Genomic DNA, 14,415 nt, shown 5'->3' with positions numbered 1-14,415 from the left:
GCACAATCAGGCTATGGACCTCCCTGTCATGCCGCCGGTGTCGCCGATGCTGGCCAAGTCGGTTCGCGCTATCCCGCCCCACGCGTCGTACGAGCCCAAGTGGGACGGATTCAGGTCGATCTGTTTCCGTGACGGCGACGACGTCGAGCTCGGCAGCCGCAACGAGCGGCCGATGACCCGCTACTTTCCGGAGTTGGTCGCCGCGGTCAGGGCCGAGCTGCCGGAGCGCTGCGTGATCGACGGGGAGATCGTCATCGCCACCGACCACGGCCTGGACTTCGAGGCGCTGCAGCAACGCATTCACCCGGCCGACTCGCGGGTGCGAATGCTCGCCGAGGCGACGCCCGCGTCCTTCATCGCGTTCGACCTGCTGGCGCTCGGCGGCGACGACTACACCCGGCGGCCGTTCAGTGAGCGGCGGGCGGCCCTCGTCGATGCGGTGGGCGGATCGGGTCGCTCGATCCATGTCACGCCGGCGACGACCGATCTGGGCACCGCGCAGCGATGGTTCGACGAGTTCGAGGGCGCCGGCCTCGATGGCGTGATCGCCAAGCCCCTGGACGTCACCTACCAGCCGGACAAGCGGGTGATGTTCAAGATCAAGCACGAACGGACCGCGGACTGTGTGGTCGCCGGCTATCGGGTCCACAAGTCCGGCGCCGACGCGATCGGGTCGCTGCTGCTGGGGCTCTACCAGGACGACGGGCAGCTGGCCTCGGTCGGCGTCATCGGCGCCTTCCCGATGGCCGAGCGGCGCCGCCTGTTCGCCGAACTGCAGCCGCTCGTCACCGACTTCGCGGACCATCCGTGGAACTGGGCCGCCCACGAGGCCGGCGAGCGAACGCCCCGCAAAAACGAATACTCGCGGTGGAACGCCGGCAAGGACCTCTCGTTCGTGCCGCTGCGGCCCGAGCGCGTGGTCGAGGTCCGCTACGACCACATGGAGGGTCGGCGCTTTCGTCATACCGCGCAGTTCAATCGGTGGCGTCCGGACCGCGACCCGCGCTCGTGCACCTACGAACAGCTGGAACAGCCGGTGACGTTCAGCCTCGGCGAGATCGTGCCGGGCCTCGGCCCGGGCTGAAAGGGAGGGTTTCTTCCGCGACGCTGCGGCCATCACGACCCGCGATTACCGCGGATCTGAAACGCCTTGCGGCACTGGTTAGTTTGCCTCCCCCGGGCATACCTTCGGACACAAGAGCCAAGTGCCCGGGCGGCTGTTCAACGTCAGTTTGGGGTCAGATCCACACCGTGGTGCCGTCAGACCACTGTCGGTCGTACAAGTGAAAGGTCGCGTTAAGTGGTCACCCCATGTCGATCCTGATAGTCAGGGCCAGGGTCAAGACGGCGACAACCGCGAGCAGAATTGTGTCCGTCCTGCCAAGGCGTGGCACGTCGGCTGTGCGCAGGCGCAATTCGCGCGCGATCAGGAAGAGCGGGAACATCACGCTGACGGCGATGAAGAACGATCCCACAATGTACAGCCAGACGAATCGCAGGTTGTATTTCCTGGCTTCGATCACCATCAGAATGACGGCACTCAGGGCCAGCATCAGGGCGTCGGCTGTGATATTGCGCGAGGCCGCAGTCGTTTTGGTGTCGCGCCAGAAATTAACGAAAAAGTCGGTCGGGCTGTGAACGTACGTGATTGTCTGGCTCCACGTCGCGATGAGCGCGGCGACCGCGATAGCGCCGTAGACGATGCAAAGAATTTTGCGGGACGTAGGGACCGATGATGCTTGGTCCGCTCGGTCGGTTGTAGTCATGCCTCAAGGTAGAACGAACCAAACGGGCGATGGCACAAAATGGCCCATTCACTCGTAGCCCGGAGCCTGCGTTGCCAATGGTGTATGCGGCGCAAGGCAATCGACTCGGCAAAGAAGACTTCGCTCTAGCACGGCGGACATTGCCGATATGCCGATGGTGGCCTTGTCCAAGGGCGTGGTTAACGCTCCATGCCAATTCGGTGATCCTGTCCAAAACACCGGGCTTGATTCGCATTGGTGCGCGCGTCGGCGTGGTCGCGAACGAACGAATCCGTTGATGCCCCAATCCCGTAGGAGGATTGATTCCGCCAGCTAGTTGGTTGTCGGTGGTGGTTGGGGTTGGAAGGGGTCATACCACCACCAGTCGGCCCGCTCACCGGTAGGTCCCGGACACGGTGGCACCGCGGGCGGGGGTCGGGTGGGTGGGTGCGCGAGTGAGCCCGGGCTCAGGATTTGGCCGGCCTCGTCGGTGACGGTCAGGCCGTCGGCGGGTCCGGTGAGGGTGATGGCGCCCCGGTGATGCAACCGGTGGTGATAGGGGCAGACCAGCACCAGAGGTTGGGGCTTGTCAAGATAACTGTGTAAGGTGTTGCAGCCGTTTATCTTTGGGTCATAGTGGGAGTCGGTCGGGGAATTGGATGGCGAAGGTGTTCAGTGCTTCGGTCCAGCGGTAGGTGCCTGGTCCGTGTGTTGATCCTCGTTTCTGGTTGATGTTGCGGATGGCCAAATACAGCAGCTTCATTGCTGCGGCGTCTGAGGGGAACGAGCCGCGGGCCTTGGTGACTTTGCGCAGCTGGTAGTTCAGCGATTCGATGGCGTTGGTGGTGTAGATGATCTTGCGGATCTCGACCGGGAATGCCAGGAAAGGCACGAACTCAGCCCAGGCCCGATCCCAGACAGCGATGGCTCCGGGGGATTTGGTGCGCCACTGGGCGCGGAACTCCTCGAGGGCCAGTTTGGCGGCCTCTTCGGTGGGTGCGGTGTAGATCGGACGCAGCGCGGTGGCCATCTTGCGGCGGTCGGCGTAGGAGGCATAACGCATCGAGGAGCGCAGCAGATGCACCACGCAGGTCTGGATCACCGCGGCCGGCCAGACCGCCGCGATCGATTCGGGCAGGCCGGCCAACCCGTCGCAACACACGAACAGCGCATCGCGGCACCCGCGATTGCGCAGTTCGGTGAGCACCCCGTGCCAGAATTTGGCGCCCTCGCTCTGCTGGATCCAGATGCCCAGGACCTGCTTGATTCCCTCGACATCGACGCCGATGACCACGTGGGCGGCCTTGTTGGCCACCACGCCGCCGTCGCGGATCTTGATGCGGATCGCGTCGATATACAAGATCGGATACACCGGATCGACCGGCCGGGATTGCCAGGCGGCGATCTCCTCGGTGACCACGTCGGTGACCCGCGAAATCGTGGCCGCCGACACGCGGGCGCCATAGACCTCGCCGAGGTGCTCGGTGATATCGCGCGTCGACATGCCCCGGGCATACAGCGACAAGATCATGTCCTCAACCTGGCCCAGGCGGCGTTTGCGCTTGGGCACGATCGCCGGGCTAAACGTGGCGTTGCGGTCACGGGGCACTTCCAGCTCGACCGGCCCGGCCGTGGTCAACACGGTTTTGCGGCCATGGCCGTTACGGGAATTGCCCGAGCCATGCCCTGCCGGATCGCCGTGCTCATAGCCCAGGTGATCGGCGATTTCGACGTCCAAAGCGCGTTCGAGCACCGCCTTGGTCATCTGCGCGAGCAACCCCTCGGGGCCATCAATCGGGGTGCCAGACGCTTCAGCGTCGGCCAACAAGGCATCGACTGCCGCCGGCGGCAACAACTCGGCCAACTGGGCGGCAGCATCATCTCTTGACGAATCAGATTGCGGCAATGGAACTCTCCTGTCCGGTGGTCAGCCACCACCATTCAGGCCGAACCCCTTACACAGTCAATAAGACACGCCCCCAGGTTGGCCAACTCGGTGGGGCCACCGCCTTCCCAATGCCACACGTGATGGGCATGCAGACCACGGGTGGCCCCACAACCGGGCACCACGCACGCGCGGTCGCGGTGCTCCAGGGCGCGGCGCAGCCGTCGGTTGATCACCCGGGCGGTCCGGCCCGCCCCCATGGGCTGTCCGTGGCGTTCGAACCACACCTCACAGGTGGCATCACAGGTCAACAAGCGGCGCTCGGCATCCGAGAGCAGCGGACCCAGATGCAGCGCCGCCACGCGCCGTTCGATGTCGAGGTGGGCCACCACGGTGGTGTGCTGCCCATGCGGGCGGCGGGTGGCCTCGGCGTCCCAGCCCGCCTCGACCAGGCGCATGAACGCATCGGCGGTGCTCGGCAATGGGGGCCGCTGGTCTGACGCACCCTGGCCCTCGTCGTGGTCGTGTTTCCACTCGGCGATCAGCGCATCACGATGAGACGCCAACGCGGCGTCGAACTTCGCCGCGTCGTGGTGGGGAAGTGTGATCCGATAGCAGCTGCCCGCCTCGTCGGAGGCCTTGGTCAGCGAGCGCTCGGGCCCCGACCACGGCCGCGGTTGGGGTGCAGGTCGCGGTTCGAGCTTGACCGCGGTGCGCAACTGGTTGACCGTGGCGACCGCGGCCAGCTGCGCATAATGCGCATCGGATCCCTGGCCCGCGCGGGCGGCGATCACCCCGACCTGATCGGCCGACAAGCGACCCTCCCGCATGCCCGCCGCGCAACGGGGAAACTCCGTCAGCCGGCCCGCGATGGTGCTGATCGTGTGGGCATTGCCCGACGAACAGCCCAGCTTCCAGGCCACCAACGCCGGCACCGAGCGCGCCCCGGTCACACCCCACAACCCGTCACGATCAATCTCAGCCACGATCTGCACGATGCGCCCATCGATCGCATTGCGCTGACCCGCCAACTCCGCCAACTCCTCGAACAACACCTCAAGACGGTCACTGGCAGTCACTACCACGGCCTCAGCAGATGCGATCGAAGACATAACGCCATCATCGCCACCGCCACCGACAAAACCGGCCGACCAAACCGCGCCGATGTCGGCCCAAAAGCAAACCTGTGGACGAACTTCCAACTGTGGATAACTTCCAGATCGGCCGTTTAACGCCCGCCGAAGCGGGCACGCGGCCCGTATGTCAGTCACAGCGTTTCAAGACCTGCCGTTGGCCGACCGCGACCGGAAATGGGACGGTGGCGCCGCGGAAAAACGGGTCCGCAAGTGGGCCGGCGCCGAGGACGCCCCGAACCAGAAGTACCGCGACGCCCACGTCTGGTACGACGGCGACAACAAGGACAATTTCACCGGATACAAGCTACTGATCGCCGACGTCATCGGAGGAACCCTCAAGGCGGTGCCGCGCGGGTTGATGGCCGCCGGCGCGATCATGGACGGCGCGCGCGGCGGCATCGACGTGCCGCACTCCGATGTCGATCGGGTCAAAAGCCACCTGGCGAAGTACTACAGGAAGATGGACGAAAGCCCTCCCTGGGAGCGCTGAACCCTGGGAGCGCCGATCAGATCGCGAGCGTCAGCTGCGACAGTCCGCGCAGCGTGACGTTGGTCTTGTACTGCGGTTCGCCGTCCAACCGTGCGTTCGGGAAACGCGCGGCGACCGCCGCCAGCGCCACGCTGGCCTCCAGCCGGGCCAGCGGCGCACCCAGGCAGTAATGCGCCCCGCGGCCGAATCCCAAGTGCCGCAGGTTCTTCCGATCCGGATCGAACACATCGGGCCGGTCGTATTCGGCGGGGTCACGGTTGGCGCCGGCGAGCAGCAGCATCATGACATCACCCGCGGGCACCTCGACTCCCCCAATCACCATGTCGGCGAGCGCAATTCGACCGGCCAGCTGTACGGGCGGGTCGTAGCGCAGGGTCTCCTCCACGATCGCGGGCGCTCGGTCGGCGTCGGCGCCCAGGGCTGCCCACTGACCTGGGTTGCGCAGCATGGCCAACACGGCGTTCCCGATGAGGTTCACCGTGGTCTCGTGACCCGCGATGAGCAGCAGGTTGCAGGTCGAGACGATCTCTTCCTCGGTCAGTTGATCCCCCGACTCCTCCACGGCGATCAACCCCGACAGCAGGTCCTCACCTGGTCGTGACCGGCGCTTGTCGATCAGGCCGTGGAAGTAATCACGCAGCCACGTACCGGCCTGTTGTCGCTCATTGGCGACTTCCGCCGGCACGCCGGTGATCGTCGAAAACGGGTCCAGCGCCTGGGCGAGCAACGCCGACGCGCGGCTGAACTGCGGCTCGTCCTCGAGGGGCACACCGAGCAACCGGCAGATGACCGCGACCGGCAGGGGATAGGCGAAATCCTCGACGACTTCGAAGTGGCCCTTCTCGGCGACCCGGTCGAGCAATCCGTCGACCAGCGAGCCGATGTCGGGTTGCAGCGCGCTCACCACCCTCGGCGCGAACGCCTTGCTGACCAGCTTGCGCAGCCGGGTGTGATCGGGCGGGTCGAGGAACAAGAATCCCGGCGGGCCCTGCCTGGGCGGTGCGGTGCCGGCCTCGGCCTGCTGCTTCGCGACCGTCGAGTTGGCGTTCTCGCTGCTCGACGACGGGTGCCGCAACACCTCGTCGCAGTCGCGGTAGCTCAAGAAGACCGCCAGGTTGGCGTCGGGCAGCTGCAACGGCCCGCGGTCGCGGAACTGCGCGCACAGCCGATACGGGTCGGCCCGGTTGGCGGGGTCCAGCAGCTGCAGCAATAGCCCCTGGGATTCGGTGGCTTCGGTGGGCGCGGTCGTCATCCTGACATTGTGCCCGCACCCGATCCGCCGGGCCGCGCCCGTTCAGCGGCGCAGGAACGCCACAATATGGCGGGCCAGTTCTTCGCCGGCGTCCTCCTGCAGGAAATGTCCGGCGCCGCGGATCACCGGGTGGGCGATCCCCTGCGCGCCGCGCATCTCGCGCTGAAAGATCGCGGCCATCGGCCCGGTGATGGGGTCGCTGTCACTGAAGGCGACCAGCATCGGCGTCGGACTCACCGACAGCTTGGCCCACGCGGCCTTGTTGGCCGCCGCGGCGGGATCGTCCGGAGAGGTGGGCACCAGCCCGGGCATGGCCCGCGGGCCGATGCAGTACTCGTCAGCGGGAAACGGCGCGTCGTAGCCCGCGCGTTCGGCATCGCTCATCGGCCGGCGACAGCCGCCCTGCACAAACGCGCCGATGTCGAGCGCCGGCGCCGAGGTGATGGCCTCCCGGAAGCGCCACCAGATGTCGGCCATCGGCTGGTCCCCGTTCGGGAGCCCGGTGTTGGCGACGACGATCCGGGCAAACCGCTCGGGATGCTCTGCGGCGAGCCGCAATCCGATCAGCCCGCCCCAGTCCTGACCGACCAGGGTGACGTTGCGGAGGTCGAGGACATCGAACGCCAGCGCGCGCATCCATTCGACGTGGCGCGCATAGCTGTGGTCGTCGAGCTGGGTCGGCTTGTCCGAACGGCCGAAGCCCACCAGGTCCGGGCAGACGACGCGGTGACCGTCGGCCACCAGTATCGGAATCATCTTGCGGTACAGGTACGACCACGACGGCTCGCCGTGCAGCATGAGAACCGGATCCGCATCTCCTGGTCCGTCTTCGATCCAGGCGACGCGCAGCGCACCGCCGTCATCGTCGGGCAGTTCGCAATACCTTGGCGCATAGGGGAAATCAGGAATCTCGTCGAACCGGTCGTCGGGTGTGCGCAGCGTCTGCATGTCAGGTCCCTTCGGATAGTCCGGCCACAGCAGGATCCGCCATCAAGCGGTCGAGAAAACCGTGCTGGCCCTTCAGCAGCTTGGTGCGCGCCGCCCCCACCGCAAACCAGCCCACCCGATCGACCTCGGGAAACTCCCGCAGCGTGCCCGACCCCTTTGGCCACTCCAGTTCGAACGTGTTGCTGCGCGCGTCGGTGATGTCGAGGTCGCTGTGCACGGCGAAGGCGGTCACCACCTTGGCGCCGGATTGTTTCAGCTGACCGAGGTCGACACGCGGCCCGGCCGGCACCGGCAACCCCAGCTCCTCGGCGAACTCGCGCTGCGCGGCCGCCCAGGGATCCTCCCCGTCGGCGTACTCGCCTTTCGGGATCGACCACGCGCCGTCGTCCTTGCGGGCCCAGAACGGCCCACCCGGGTGCGCGAGCAAGACCTCGACGACGCCGTCGCAGGTCCGGTACAACATCACACCCGCGCTCAGCTTTGCCATCGACTTCTATTCTCCCACAGCGCGTTCCAGATCCTTGAGCGAGGATTCCAGATGCGCGAGCAGGCGCTGCAGGTGCGGCACGCTGCGCCGGCACCCCACCAGACCGAAGTCCAGATTGCCGGCGTTGCTGGCCAGGGTGATGTTCAGCGCCTGGCCGTCCAGCGCGATGGACAGCGGATAGTTGCCGTCGAGCCGCGCTCCCCCGTAGTAGATCGGCTGCGTGGGCCCCGGCACGTTCGAAATGATGATGTTGAAAGGCGGCGACGTCGACGCCACCCAGCCCGGCACCGCCGCCAACGCCAGCGCCGACGTGTTGACGGCGGACAGCGCCAGCGCCTGAAGCCGCGGCAACTGCGAGAAGACCTTCTTGTTGCTGCACATCGAATCGCTGATGGTCAGCAGACGCTGCGCGGGATCGTCGGTGTCGGTCGCGAGGTTGCACAGGATGGCTCCGACCATGTTGCCACCGGCGTCGGCCTCTTCCTCGGTGCGCAGGCTCACCGGGACCATCGCGATCAGCGGCGTGTCCGGCAGCGCGTTCTGCTCGAGCAGGTAATAGCGCAGGGCCCCCGAACACATCGCCAAGACGACGTCGTTCACCGTGACGCCGGCGGCCCGCTTCACGCTTTTGATGCGGTCCAGCGACCAGGACTGCGCGGCGCAGCGGCGAGCGCCGCCGATCTTGACGTTCAGCATGGTCTTCGGCGCGCCGAACGGCAACGTCAGCTGCTGCTCGAGTAGCGCGGCGCGCGCCAGTCCTACCGTCGAGGGAGCAAGTGCCGCAACGGATCCCGCCGCACGGGCCAATGAACCCAAGCGAGACGACGGGCTGGATCTGCGCTTGGGTTTGCTCAGGCTCCACGGGGCGCGGATCTCGGGGTCGTCGGGGTCGGTGGACAGCGCGCGCTGCATCAGCTTCTGCGCGGAGACGCCGTCGATCAGTGCATGGTGCACCTTGGTGTAGATGGCGAACCGGCCGTCCTTGAGGCCTTCGACGATGTGCGTCTCCCACAACGGGCGATGACGGTCCAGCAGGGTGCTGTGCCACCGCGACGTCAGCTCGAGCAGCTCGCGGACCCGTTTGGGTGACGGCAGCGCCGAACGCCGGACGTGATAGTCGACATCGATGTCGTCGTCATACGACCACCCCAGGTTCGCGATGCCGCCGACGAACTTCGCGGGATGCTTGCGAAACGTGGGTTGGAACTCCCGCTGAGCGGTCAGTTGCTTGTGCAGCTCACGGGCGAAGCCGCGCCCGGCACCCGGCGGGGGCTCGAACAACTGCAAGCCTCCGACGTGCATGGGATGTTCGCGAGACTCTCCCAGGAGAAAGATCGCGTCGGTGGGCATCATCAGTTCCATCCACCCATTAGACCGCGACTGACGCCGCTGTGTGCATGTCTGCCCAGATCGGCGACGAGCCGATTCGCCGCCGGTCGGTCGCGGTGACCGCGAACGCGGCAGTGGGGCGGACGGTGATCGGGCGAGTCCCGTTGTCCCAGAAGGGTTCCAGCTACCAGCCGGTCACAACAAGTCGGTGATCGTCTTCAGCCCCGCGTCATAGAGCACACCGGGCAGCATCCCGCCGTCACATTCGATGGTGGTGCCGTTGACGAAGTCGGCCTGCCCGCCCGCGAGGAACACGCACACCCGCCCCACCTCCGCGGGCTCGCCGGCGCGGCGCAGCGGAACGGCGGCGAAGTACCTCTCGCCGGTCGGATCGTCCTTGGGCAGCACAAACGACCGGAAGTTTTCCGTCATCGTCGGGCCCAACGCCACGCAGTTGACGCGGACCTTCGGCCCCCACTCCTCGGCCAGGGATCGGGTGAGGTGGTTGAGGCCGCTTTTGGCCGCGCCGTAGGAGACCAGCGTCGGCGATCCCGCCGGATGTCCCGCGCCGCTGGAGATGTTGATGATGCAACCGACGCCGTCCTGGGTCTGCATCTGCCGATAGGCGCGGATGGCGAACCACAGCGGGCTGATCAGGTTCATCTGCACCGCGAACGCATGGAACAGGGCGGTGCGCGCGTACTCGTCGTCGCTGGCGGGCGCGCCCTGAATGCGTTGCACCAGTTCGGGAATGCTCTCGACGTGCGGCGCCGGAACGGTGCCGCCGGCGTTGTTCACCAGGATGTCGACCCGGCCGTGGGCGGCCACGACGTCCGCGACGAACGAGTCGATCGACCGATAGTCACCCTGATCGCAGACCTCCTGGAAAGCGCGCGGCGCCCAGTCTTTTTCGATGCCGGGGAGGCCATCGAGCGGCGAACGCGAGCAGCCGATGACCGTCGCGCCCGCCCGCAGCAGCTCGTGGGCGATGCCGACGCCCACGCCGCGGCTGGTGCCGGTCACGATCGCGATCTTCCCGTCGAGGACGCTCATCAACAGACCCTTCCCGAAGTAGGCGATCATTGACAGTCACTGTCAGCAAGTCATAGCCTGCCATTTTGTTCGCCGATGTGTAAAGGTCGCGCACCGCAGTCCGGGAGGTCAATGATGAGTAGCCCGTCCAAACTTCGTGTCATCCAGTGGGCGACCGGCGGTGTGGGTAAGGCGGCGATCCAGTGCGTCCTCAATCACCCACAGCTGGAACTCGTCGGGTGCTGGGTGCACAGCGCGGACAAGAACGGTGTCGACGTCGGGCGGATCATCGGCACCCAGGATCTCGGCGTCACGGCCACCACCAGCGCCGACGAGGTGCTGGCGCTGGACGCCGACTGCGTCATGTACAGCCCGCTGATCCCCAACGACGACGAGGTCATCGCGATCCTGCGGTCCGGCAAGAACGTCGTCACACCGGTCGGCTGGGTCTACCCCGACCCGGCCAACCCGCGCCACCGGGCCGTCGCCGACGCTGCGGCGGAAAGCGGTGTCACGCTGCATGGTTCGGGGATCCACCCCGGGGGCATCACGGAGCGATTCCCGCTCATGGTGTCCTCGTTGTCGTCGGCGATCACGCACGTGCGCGCCGAGGAGTTCTCCGACATCCGCACCTACAACGCACCCGACGTGGTCCGCCACATCATGGGATTCGGCGGCACGCCCGAGGAGGCCACCCAGGGGCCGATGGCCGGACTGCTCGACGGGGGCTTCAAGCAGTCGGTGCGGATGATCGCCGATCACATGGGTTTTCGCATCGACCCCAACATCAGGACCATCCAAGATGTCGCCGTGGCGACCGCGGAGATCGACTACGACCCCTTCCCGATCGCCGTCGGCACCGTGGCGGCGCGCCGCTTCCGCTGGCAAGCGCTGGTCGATGGCGAGCCGGTCATCACCGCGGCGGTCAACTGGCTGATGGGCGAGGAAAACCTCGATCCCGCCTGGGATTTCGGTGGGCGCGGCGAACGCTTCGAGGTCGACATCACCGGCGACCCCGACGTGAGCCTCACCTTCAAGGGGCTGCAGCCGGAGACGATCGCCGAAGGGCTGATCAAGAATCCCGGCGTCGTGGTCACCGCCAACCACTGCATCAACGCCGTTCCCGACGTCTGCGCCGCCGAACCGGGCATCAAGACCTACCTCGATCTGCCGTTGTTCGCCGGCCGCCCGGCCCCGAATCTCGCGGCGGGCAGGCCATGACCCTCGACGACGTGTCGTTCTGTCACCTCGTCGTCGGCGTCACCGACATGGACCGCGCACTGGCGTTCTACCGCGACGTCCTGGGCATGGACGTGGTCTTCGAAACGCTCATCTCCGGAGAGCCTTTCGATGCGGTGTTGCACGCGACCCGCAAGCAGGAGGGGCGGGTCGTCGGCGGGCTGCTGGGCGGGTTGATGGTCGAGCTGCTGTCGATCGGCAGCAAGCCGACCGAACACAAACCGCGACGGGGCATCACCGGGATCCACAACGTCTCGCTGTCGGTGCCCGACCTCGACGACACCCATCGCCGCATCGTCTCCGCCGGTTACACCCCCGACCAGGATCCCTTCGAGATCGGCGGTGTCCGAATGTTTTTCGTCAAGGATCCGGACGGGACGCCGGTGGAGTTCATCGAGCTGCCCAACGGCGCGCGGAGCACCTACGAACTGCACCGGGGCGTGGCGCTACATATGGGACCCGCCGAATGAGCTACAGCCACCCCGATTCGATGCGCGGGCACGTCGCGATCGTCACCGGCGCCGCCCAGGGCGTCGGCAAGGGCGTGGCCACCGCGTTGCTCGAACGCGGCGCGGCGGTGCTGCTGGTCGACATCCAGGAGGAGGCCCTCGAGGCGACCACCACCGAACTCAGGGCGATCGGACGGGTCGAACGGCTCGTCGCCGACCTGCGCGACCCCGACAGTGCGCCGCGGATCGCGACCGCCGCGATCGACGCCTTCGGTGCCGTGCACGGCCTGGTGAACAACGCGATCGCCACCAACGAGCCCAAGGCGTTCGTCGACATCACCACCGAAGACCTCGCGCTCGGCTACGACGTCGGGCCCCGGGCGACCTTCCTGCTCATGCAGGCCGTGCACCCGCTGATGGTCAGGGAGGGCGGCGGGTCGATCGTCAACCTCGGCTCCGGGACGGGTACCGGCGGCGAGCCCAAGTGGGGTGGGTACGCGGCCGCCAAGGAAGGCATCCGCGGACTGTCCAAGGTCGCGGCGCTCGAATGGGGACGCGACAACATCCGCGTCAACGTCATCTGCCCATTCGCCGAGTCGGACGGCGTCAAGTACTGGAAGTCGTTCGCGCCCAAGGAATACGAGAAGGCCGTGGGCCGCGTCCCGATGAAGCGCATCGGCGACGTCCGCACCGACGTGGGCGCGCTGGTGGCGTTCCTGCTCGGCAGTGACGCGACGTTCATCACCGGGCAGACCATCCACGTCGACGGCGGGATCGGCTGCTTCCGGTGACCTCGCCCACCCGACCAGAGTCGCTCCGCGATCGGCAGCGCGCGCAGATCCGCGCCGACATCCGGCGCGCGGCGTTCCGGCTGTTCGTGGAGCGCGGGTATGACGCGGTGACGACGGAGGAAATCGCCACGGCCGCAGGCGTTTCCCCGCGCACCTTCTTCCGCCACGTGCCGGCGAAGGAGGAGCTGCTGCTTGCGCCGGTGCGCTATGGCGGCGCCGCGATAGTCAACCTCCTCGAAGGCCGCCCGGCCGCCGAACCACCCGACATCGCGCTGATCAACGCCATCGTCACCCGCACCCGCTCGTTCGAGCAGGCCGACACCGAGGAATGGCGCGAAGCCCTGCTGGTGGCCCCCGACCTGCTCGACAAGGTCACGGTGCACCGGCCCGCCGACAAGGACCGGGCGACCAAACTCATCGCCGAACGAATGGGCGTCAACGCCGACGCCGATCTGCGTCCGGGCTTGCTGGTCCAACTGGCCTTCGCGGCGGCGGATTTCGCCTTCCAGCAATGGGTACGACAATCGGGAAAGCCGCGGCCGCTCGACCGCTACGTCACCGAGGCTCTCGACGCGGTCAAAAGCCCGCACTGGAAACGGAAGTGAGCGGTCAGCGTCGGTGCAACACCTCGGGATTGGCGATCCGAACGGGCGTCCCGTCCAGCCATGCCACCACTGACTCCACGGTGTCGGAGTAGAAGGCGCCGAGCATCTCGCGGGTGACGTACCCCAGGTGGGGAGACAGCGTCACATTCGGCAGCCGCCGCAAACGGTGATCGCCGGGCAGCGGTTCGACGTCGTACACGTCCAGCCCGGCACCGGCGATGCGCCCCGACTCCAACGCGGCGAGCAGCGCAGCCTCGTCGACGATCGGACCCCGCGACGTGTTGATCAGGTAGGCGTGCGGCTGCATCAAGGCCAGCTCGGACGCGGCGACCAGCCCCCGGGTGCGCTCCGAGAGCACCACATGGATGGAGACCACGTCGGAGGCAGCGAACAGCTCCGACTTCTGCACGCGCCGGGCCCCCACGCTCGCGGCGGTGTCCGCGGTGAGATTTTGGCTCCATGCGATCACGTCCATGCCGAACGCCTTGGCATACTCGGCCATTCGTTTGCCGACCCTGCCCAGACCGAGCAGGCCGAGCGTCTTGCCCGCCAGCGTCATACCCGCGGCGCTCTGCCAGCCGCCGTCGCGCATGTTGCGATGCTCTTCGGCGAGATTGCGCACCGTCGCGATCATCAGGCCCCACGCGAGTTCCGGCGTCGCATCGCGCATTGCCCTGAATCGGGGGTGCGCGAAATCGGAGTGAGCGACCAGGATCCCGTGCTCGGTGGCGGCGGCCAGGTCCAGGTTCGGCAGGCTCTTGCCGACGATGGTGATCAGTTTCAGGTTCGGCAGCCGCGCGATGAGCGTCGACGGAAACGCCATCCGCTCGCGCAGGGTGCACACCACGTCGAACGGCCGCAGCGCTTCGGCGGCCGCGTCCTCGGAGAGGTGGCGATCGAAAACGGTTACCTCCGAGCGTGTCTGCACGGGTGACCAGTCGGCGACCCGCAACGCCACTCCCGCGTAGTCGTCGAGTACCGCGACCTTGGGCATGGCTCACTCGATCATCGCGTTGCCGTGCCCGTC

Annotated in this window: 14 protein-coding genes and 2 pseudogenes; 6 read left to right on the top strand and 10 right to left on the bottom strand. The window is 66.8% G+C overall.

Annotated features, from left to right (window positions below; all coding sequences use genetic code 11):
* Nucleotides 1-13 precede the first annotated feature (13 nt).
* Nucleotides 14-1,084 (top strand): ATP-dependent DNA ligase, encoded by a 1,071-nt coding sequence (locus W7S_RS01570; RefSeq protein ID WP_008263203.1) that lies wholly within the window; start codon nucleotides 14-16, stop codon nucleotides 1,082-1,084.
* 220 nt (nucleotides 1,085-1,304) lie between these two features.
* On the opposite strand, the gene W7S_RS01565 is transcribed toward W7S_RS01570, so the two are convergent.
* The 4 genes and pseudogenes from W7S_RS01565 to W7S_RS01555 form a co-directional block, all read right to left on the bottom strand.
* Nucleotides 1,305-1,766 (bottom strand): DUF2834 domain-containing protein, encoded by a 462-nt coding sequence (locus W7S_RS01565; RefSeq protein WP_008263202.1) that lies wholly within the window; start codon nucleotides 1,764-1,766, stop codon nucleotides 1,305-1,307.
* Nucleotides 1,767-2,078: 312 nt separating this feature from the next.
* Nucleotides 2,079-2,321 (bottom strand): annotated as a pseudogene (locus W7S_RS25770) (hypothetical protein); the annotation flags it as partial.
* Nucleotides 2,322-2,376: 55 nt separating this feature from the next.
* Entirely contained in the window at nucleotides 2,377-3,609 is a 1,233-nt protein-coding gene (locus W7S_RS01560; protein WP_008258297.1) for an IS256-like element ISMysp7 family transposase, read from the bottom strand.
* A 116-nt stretch (nucleotides 3,610-3,725) separates the two neighbouring features.
* Nucleotides 3,726-4,742 (bottom strand): annotated as a pseudogene (locus W7S_RS01555) (DUF222 domain-containing protein); the annotation flags it as partial.
* 148 nt (nucleotides 4,743-4,890) lie between these two features.
* On the opposite strand from W7S_RS01555, the gene W7S_RS01550 reads away from it, so the two are divergent.
* Nucleotides 4,891-5,256: a hypothetical protein gene (locus W7S_RS01550; protein ID WP_008263200.1), complete on the top strand. Its 366-nt coding sequence runs from the start codon at nucleotides 4,891-4,893 to the stop codon at nucleotides 5,254-5,256.
* Nucleotides 5,257-5,272: 16 nt separating this feature from the next.
* Here the strand turns inward: W7S_RS01550 and W7S_RS01545 are convergent, their stop codons facing one another.
* The 5 genes from W7S_RS01545 to W7S_RS01525 form a co-directional block, all read right to left on the bottom strand.
* Entirely contained in the window at nucleotides 5,273-6,508 is a 1,236-nt protein-coding gene (locus W7S_RS01545) for a cytochrome P450 (RefSeq protein ID WP_008263199.1), read from the bottom strand.
* Nucleotides 6,509-6,550: 42 nt separating this feature from the next.
* On the bottom strand, nucleotides 6,551-7,456 hold the full coding sequence (locus W7S_RS01540; RefSeq protein ID WP_008263194.1) for a haloalkane dehalogenase: 906 nt from the start codon (nucleotides 7,454-7,456) through the stop codon (nucleotides 6,551-6,553).
* Nucleotide 7,457: 1 nt separating this feature from the next.
* Nucleotides 7,458-7,943 (bottom strand): NUDIX domain-containing protein, encoded by a 486-nt coding sequence (locus W7S_RS01535; RefSeq protein WP_008263193.1) that lies wholly within the window; start codon nucleotides 7,941-7,943, stop codon nucleotides 7,458-7,460.
* Between the two features lie 6 nt (nucleotides 7,944-7,949).
* Complete coding sequence (locus W7S_RS01530) at nucleotides 7,950-9,305, bottom strand: wax ester/triacylglycerol synthase family O-acyltransferase (protein WP_008263192.1); 1,356 nt, start codon at nucleotides 9,303-9,305, stop codon at nucleotides 7,950-7,952.
* Between the two features lie 162 nt (nucleotides 9,306-9,467).
* A complete protein-coding gene (locus W7S_RS01525; RefSeq protein ID WP_036429882.1) occupies nucleotides 9,468-10,325 on the bottom strand; it encodes an SDR family NAD(P)-dependent oxidoreductase in 858 nt (285 codons plus the stop codon).
* A gap of 114 nt (nucleotides 10,326-10,439) precedes the next feature.
* Here W7S_RS01525 and W7S_RS01520 point away from each other — a divergent pair, with 114 nt between their 5' ends.
* Genes W7S_RS01520 through W7S_RS01505 form a run of 4 tightly spaced genes read left to right on the top strand, consistent with a single transcriptional unit; the run spans nucleotide 10,440 to nucleotide 13,388 of the window.
* Nucleotides 10,440-11,525, top strand: coding sequence for a dihydrodipicolinate reductase (locus W7S_RS01520; protein WP_029385323.1), 1,086 nt, complete (start codon nucleotides 10,440-10,442; stop codon nucleotides 11,523-11,525).
* Entirely contained in the window at nucleotides 11,522-12,013 is a 492-nt protein-coding gene (locus W7S_RS01515) for a VOC family protein (RefSeq protein WP_009956706.1), read from the top strand. The genes W7S_RS01520 and W7S_RS01515 overlap by 4 nt, the downstream gene beginning before the upstream one ends.
* Nucleotides 12,010-12,783 (top strand): SDR family NAD(P)-dependent oxidoreductase, encoded by a 774-nt coding sequence (locus W7S_RS01510; RefSeq protein WP_009956708.1) that lies wholly within the window; start codon nucleotides 12,010-12,012, stop codon nucleotides 12,781-12,783. The genes W7S_RS01515 and W7S_RS01510 overlap by 4 nt, the downstream gene beginning before the upstream one ends.
* Nucleotides 12,780-13,388 carry a TetR/AcrR family transcriptional regulator gene (locus W7S_RS01505; RefSeq protein WP_009956709.1) on the top strand — a complete coding sequence of 203 codons (609 nt, stop codon included), beginning with the start codon at nucleotides 12,780-12,782 and terminating at the stop codon, nucleotides 13,386-13,388. The genes W7S_RS01510 and W7S_RS01505 overlap by 4 nt, the downstream gene beginning before the upstream one ends.
* A 4-nt stretch (nucleotides 13,389-13,392) precedes the next feature.
* On the opposite strand, the gene W7S_RS01500 is transcribed toward W7S_RS01505, so the two are convergent.
* The gene (locus tag W7S_RS01500; RefSeq protein WP_014710820.1) at nucleotides 13,393-14,382 is read right to left on the bottom strand and encodes a D-2-hydroxyacid dehydrogenase family protein; all 990 of its coding nucleotides are present in this window, start codon (nucleotides 14,380-14,382) and stop codon (nucleotides 13,393-13,395) included.
* Nucleotides 14,383-14,415 lie beyond the last annotated feature (33 nt).

The organism is Mycobacterium sp. MOTT36Y (assembly GCF_000262165.1).
Classification (GTDB): domain Bacteria; phylum Actinomycetota; class Actinomycetes; order Mycobacteriales; family Mycobacteriaceae; genus Mycobacterium; species Mycobacterium intracellulare.
This window is presented reverse-complemented; position numbering and strand designations above follow the sequence as displayed.

Coding starts and splice junctions, on each gene's coding strand:
- W7S_RS01540 (WP_008263194.1), bottom strand. CDS start 7,456: ATGCAGACGCTGCGCACACCCGACGACCGGTTCGACGAGATTCCTGAT.
- W7S_RS01550 (WP_008263200.1), top strand. CDS start 4,891: ATGTCAGTCACAGCGTTTCAAGACCTGCCGTTGGCCGACCGCGACCGG.
- W7S_RS01515 (WP_009956706.1), top strand. CDS start 11,522: ATGACCCTCGACGACGTGTCGTTCTGTCACCTCGTCGTCGGCGTCACC.
- W7S_RS01535 (WP_008263193.1), bottom strand. CDS start 7,943: ATGGCAAAGCTGAGCGCGGGTGTGATGTTGTACCGGACCTGCGACGGC.
- W7S_RS01570 (WP_008263203.1), top strand. CDS start 14: ATGGACCTCCCTGTCATGCCGCCGGTGTCGCCGATGCTGGCCAAGTCG.
- W7S_RS01520 (WP_029385323.1), top strand. CDS start 10,440: ATGAGTAGCCCGTCCAAACTTCGTGTCATCCAGTGGGCGACCGGCGGT.
- W7S_RS01500 (WP_014710820.1), bottom strand. CDS start 14,382: ATGCCCAAGGTCGCGGTACTCGACGACTACGCGGGAGTGGCGTTGCGG.
- W7S_RS01530 (WP_008263192.1), bottom strand. CDS start 9,305: ATGGAACTGATGATGCCCACCGACGCGATCTTTCTCCTGGGAGAGTCT.
- W7S_RS01545 (WP_008263199.1), bottom strand. CDS start 6,508: ATGACGACCGCGCCCACCGAAGCCACCGAATCCCAGGGGCTATTGCTG.
- W7S_RS01565 (WP_008263202.1), bottom strand. CDS start 1,766: ATGACTACAACCGACCGAGCGGACCAAGCATCATCGGTCCCTACGTCC.
- W7S_RS01525 (WP_036429882.1), bottom strand. CDS start 10,325: ATGAGCGTCCTCGACGGGAAGATCGCGATCGTGACCGGCACCAGCCGC.
- W7S_RS01510 (WP_009956708.1), top strand. CDS start 12,010: ATGAGCTACAGCCACCCCGATTCGATGCGCGGGCACGTCGCGATCGTC.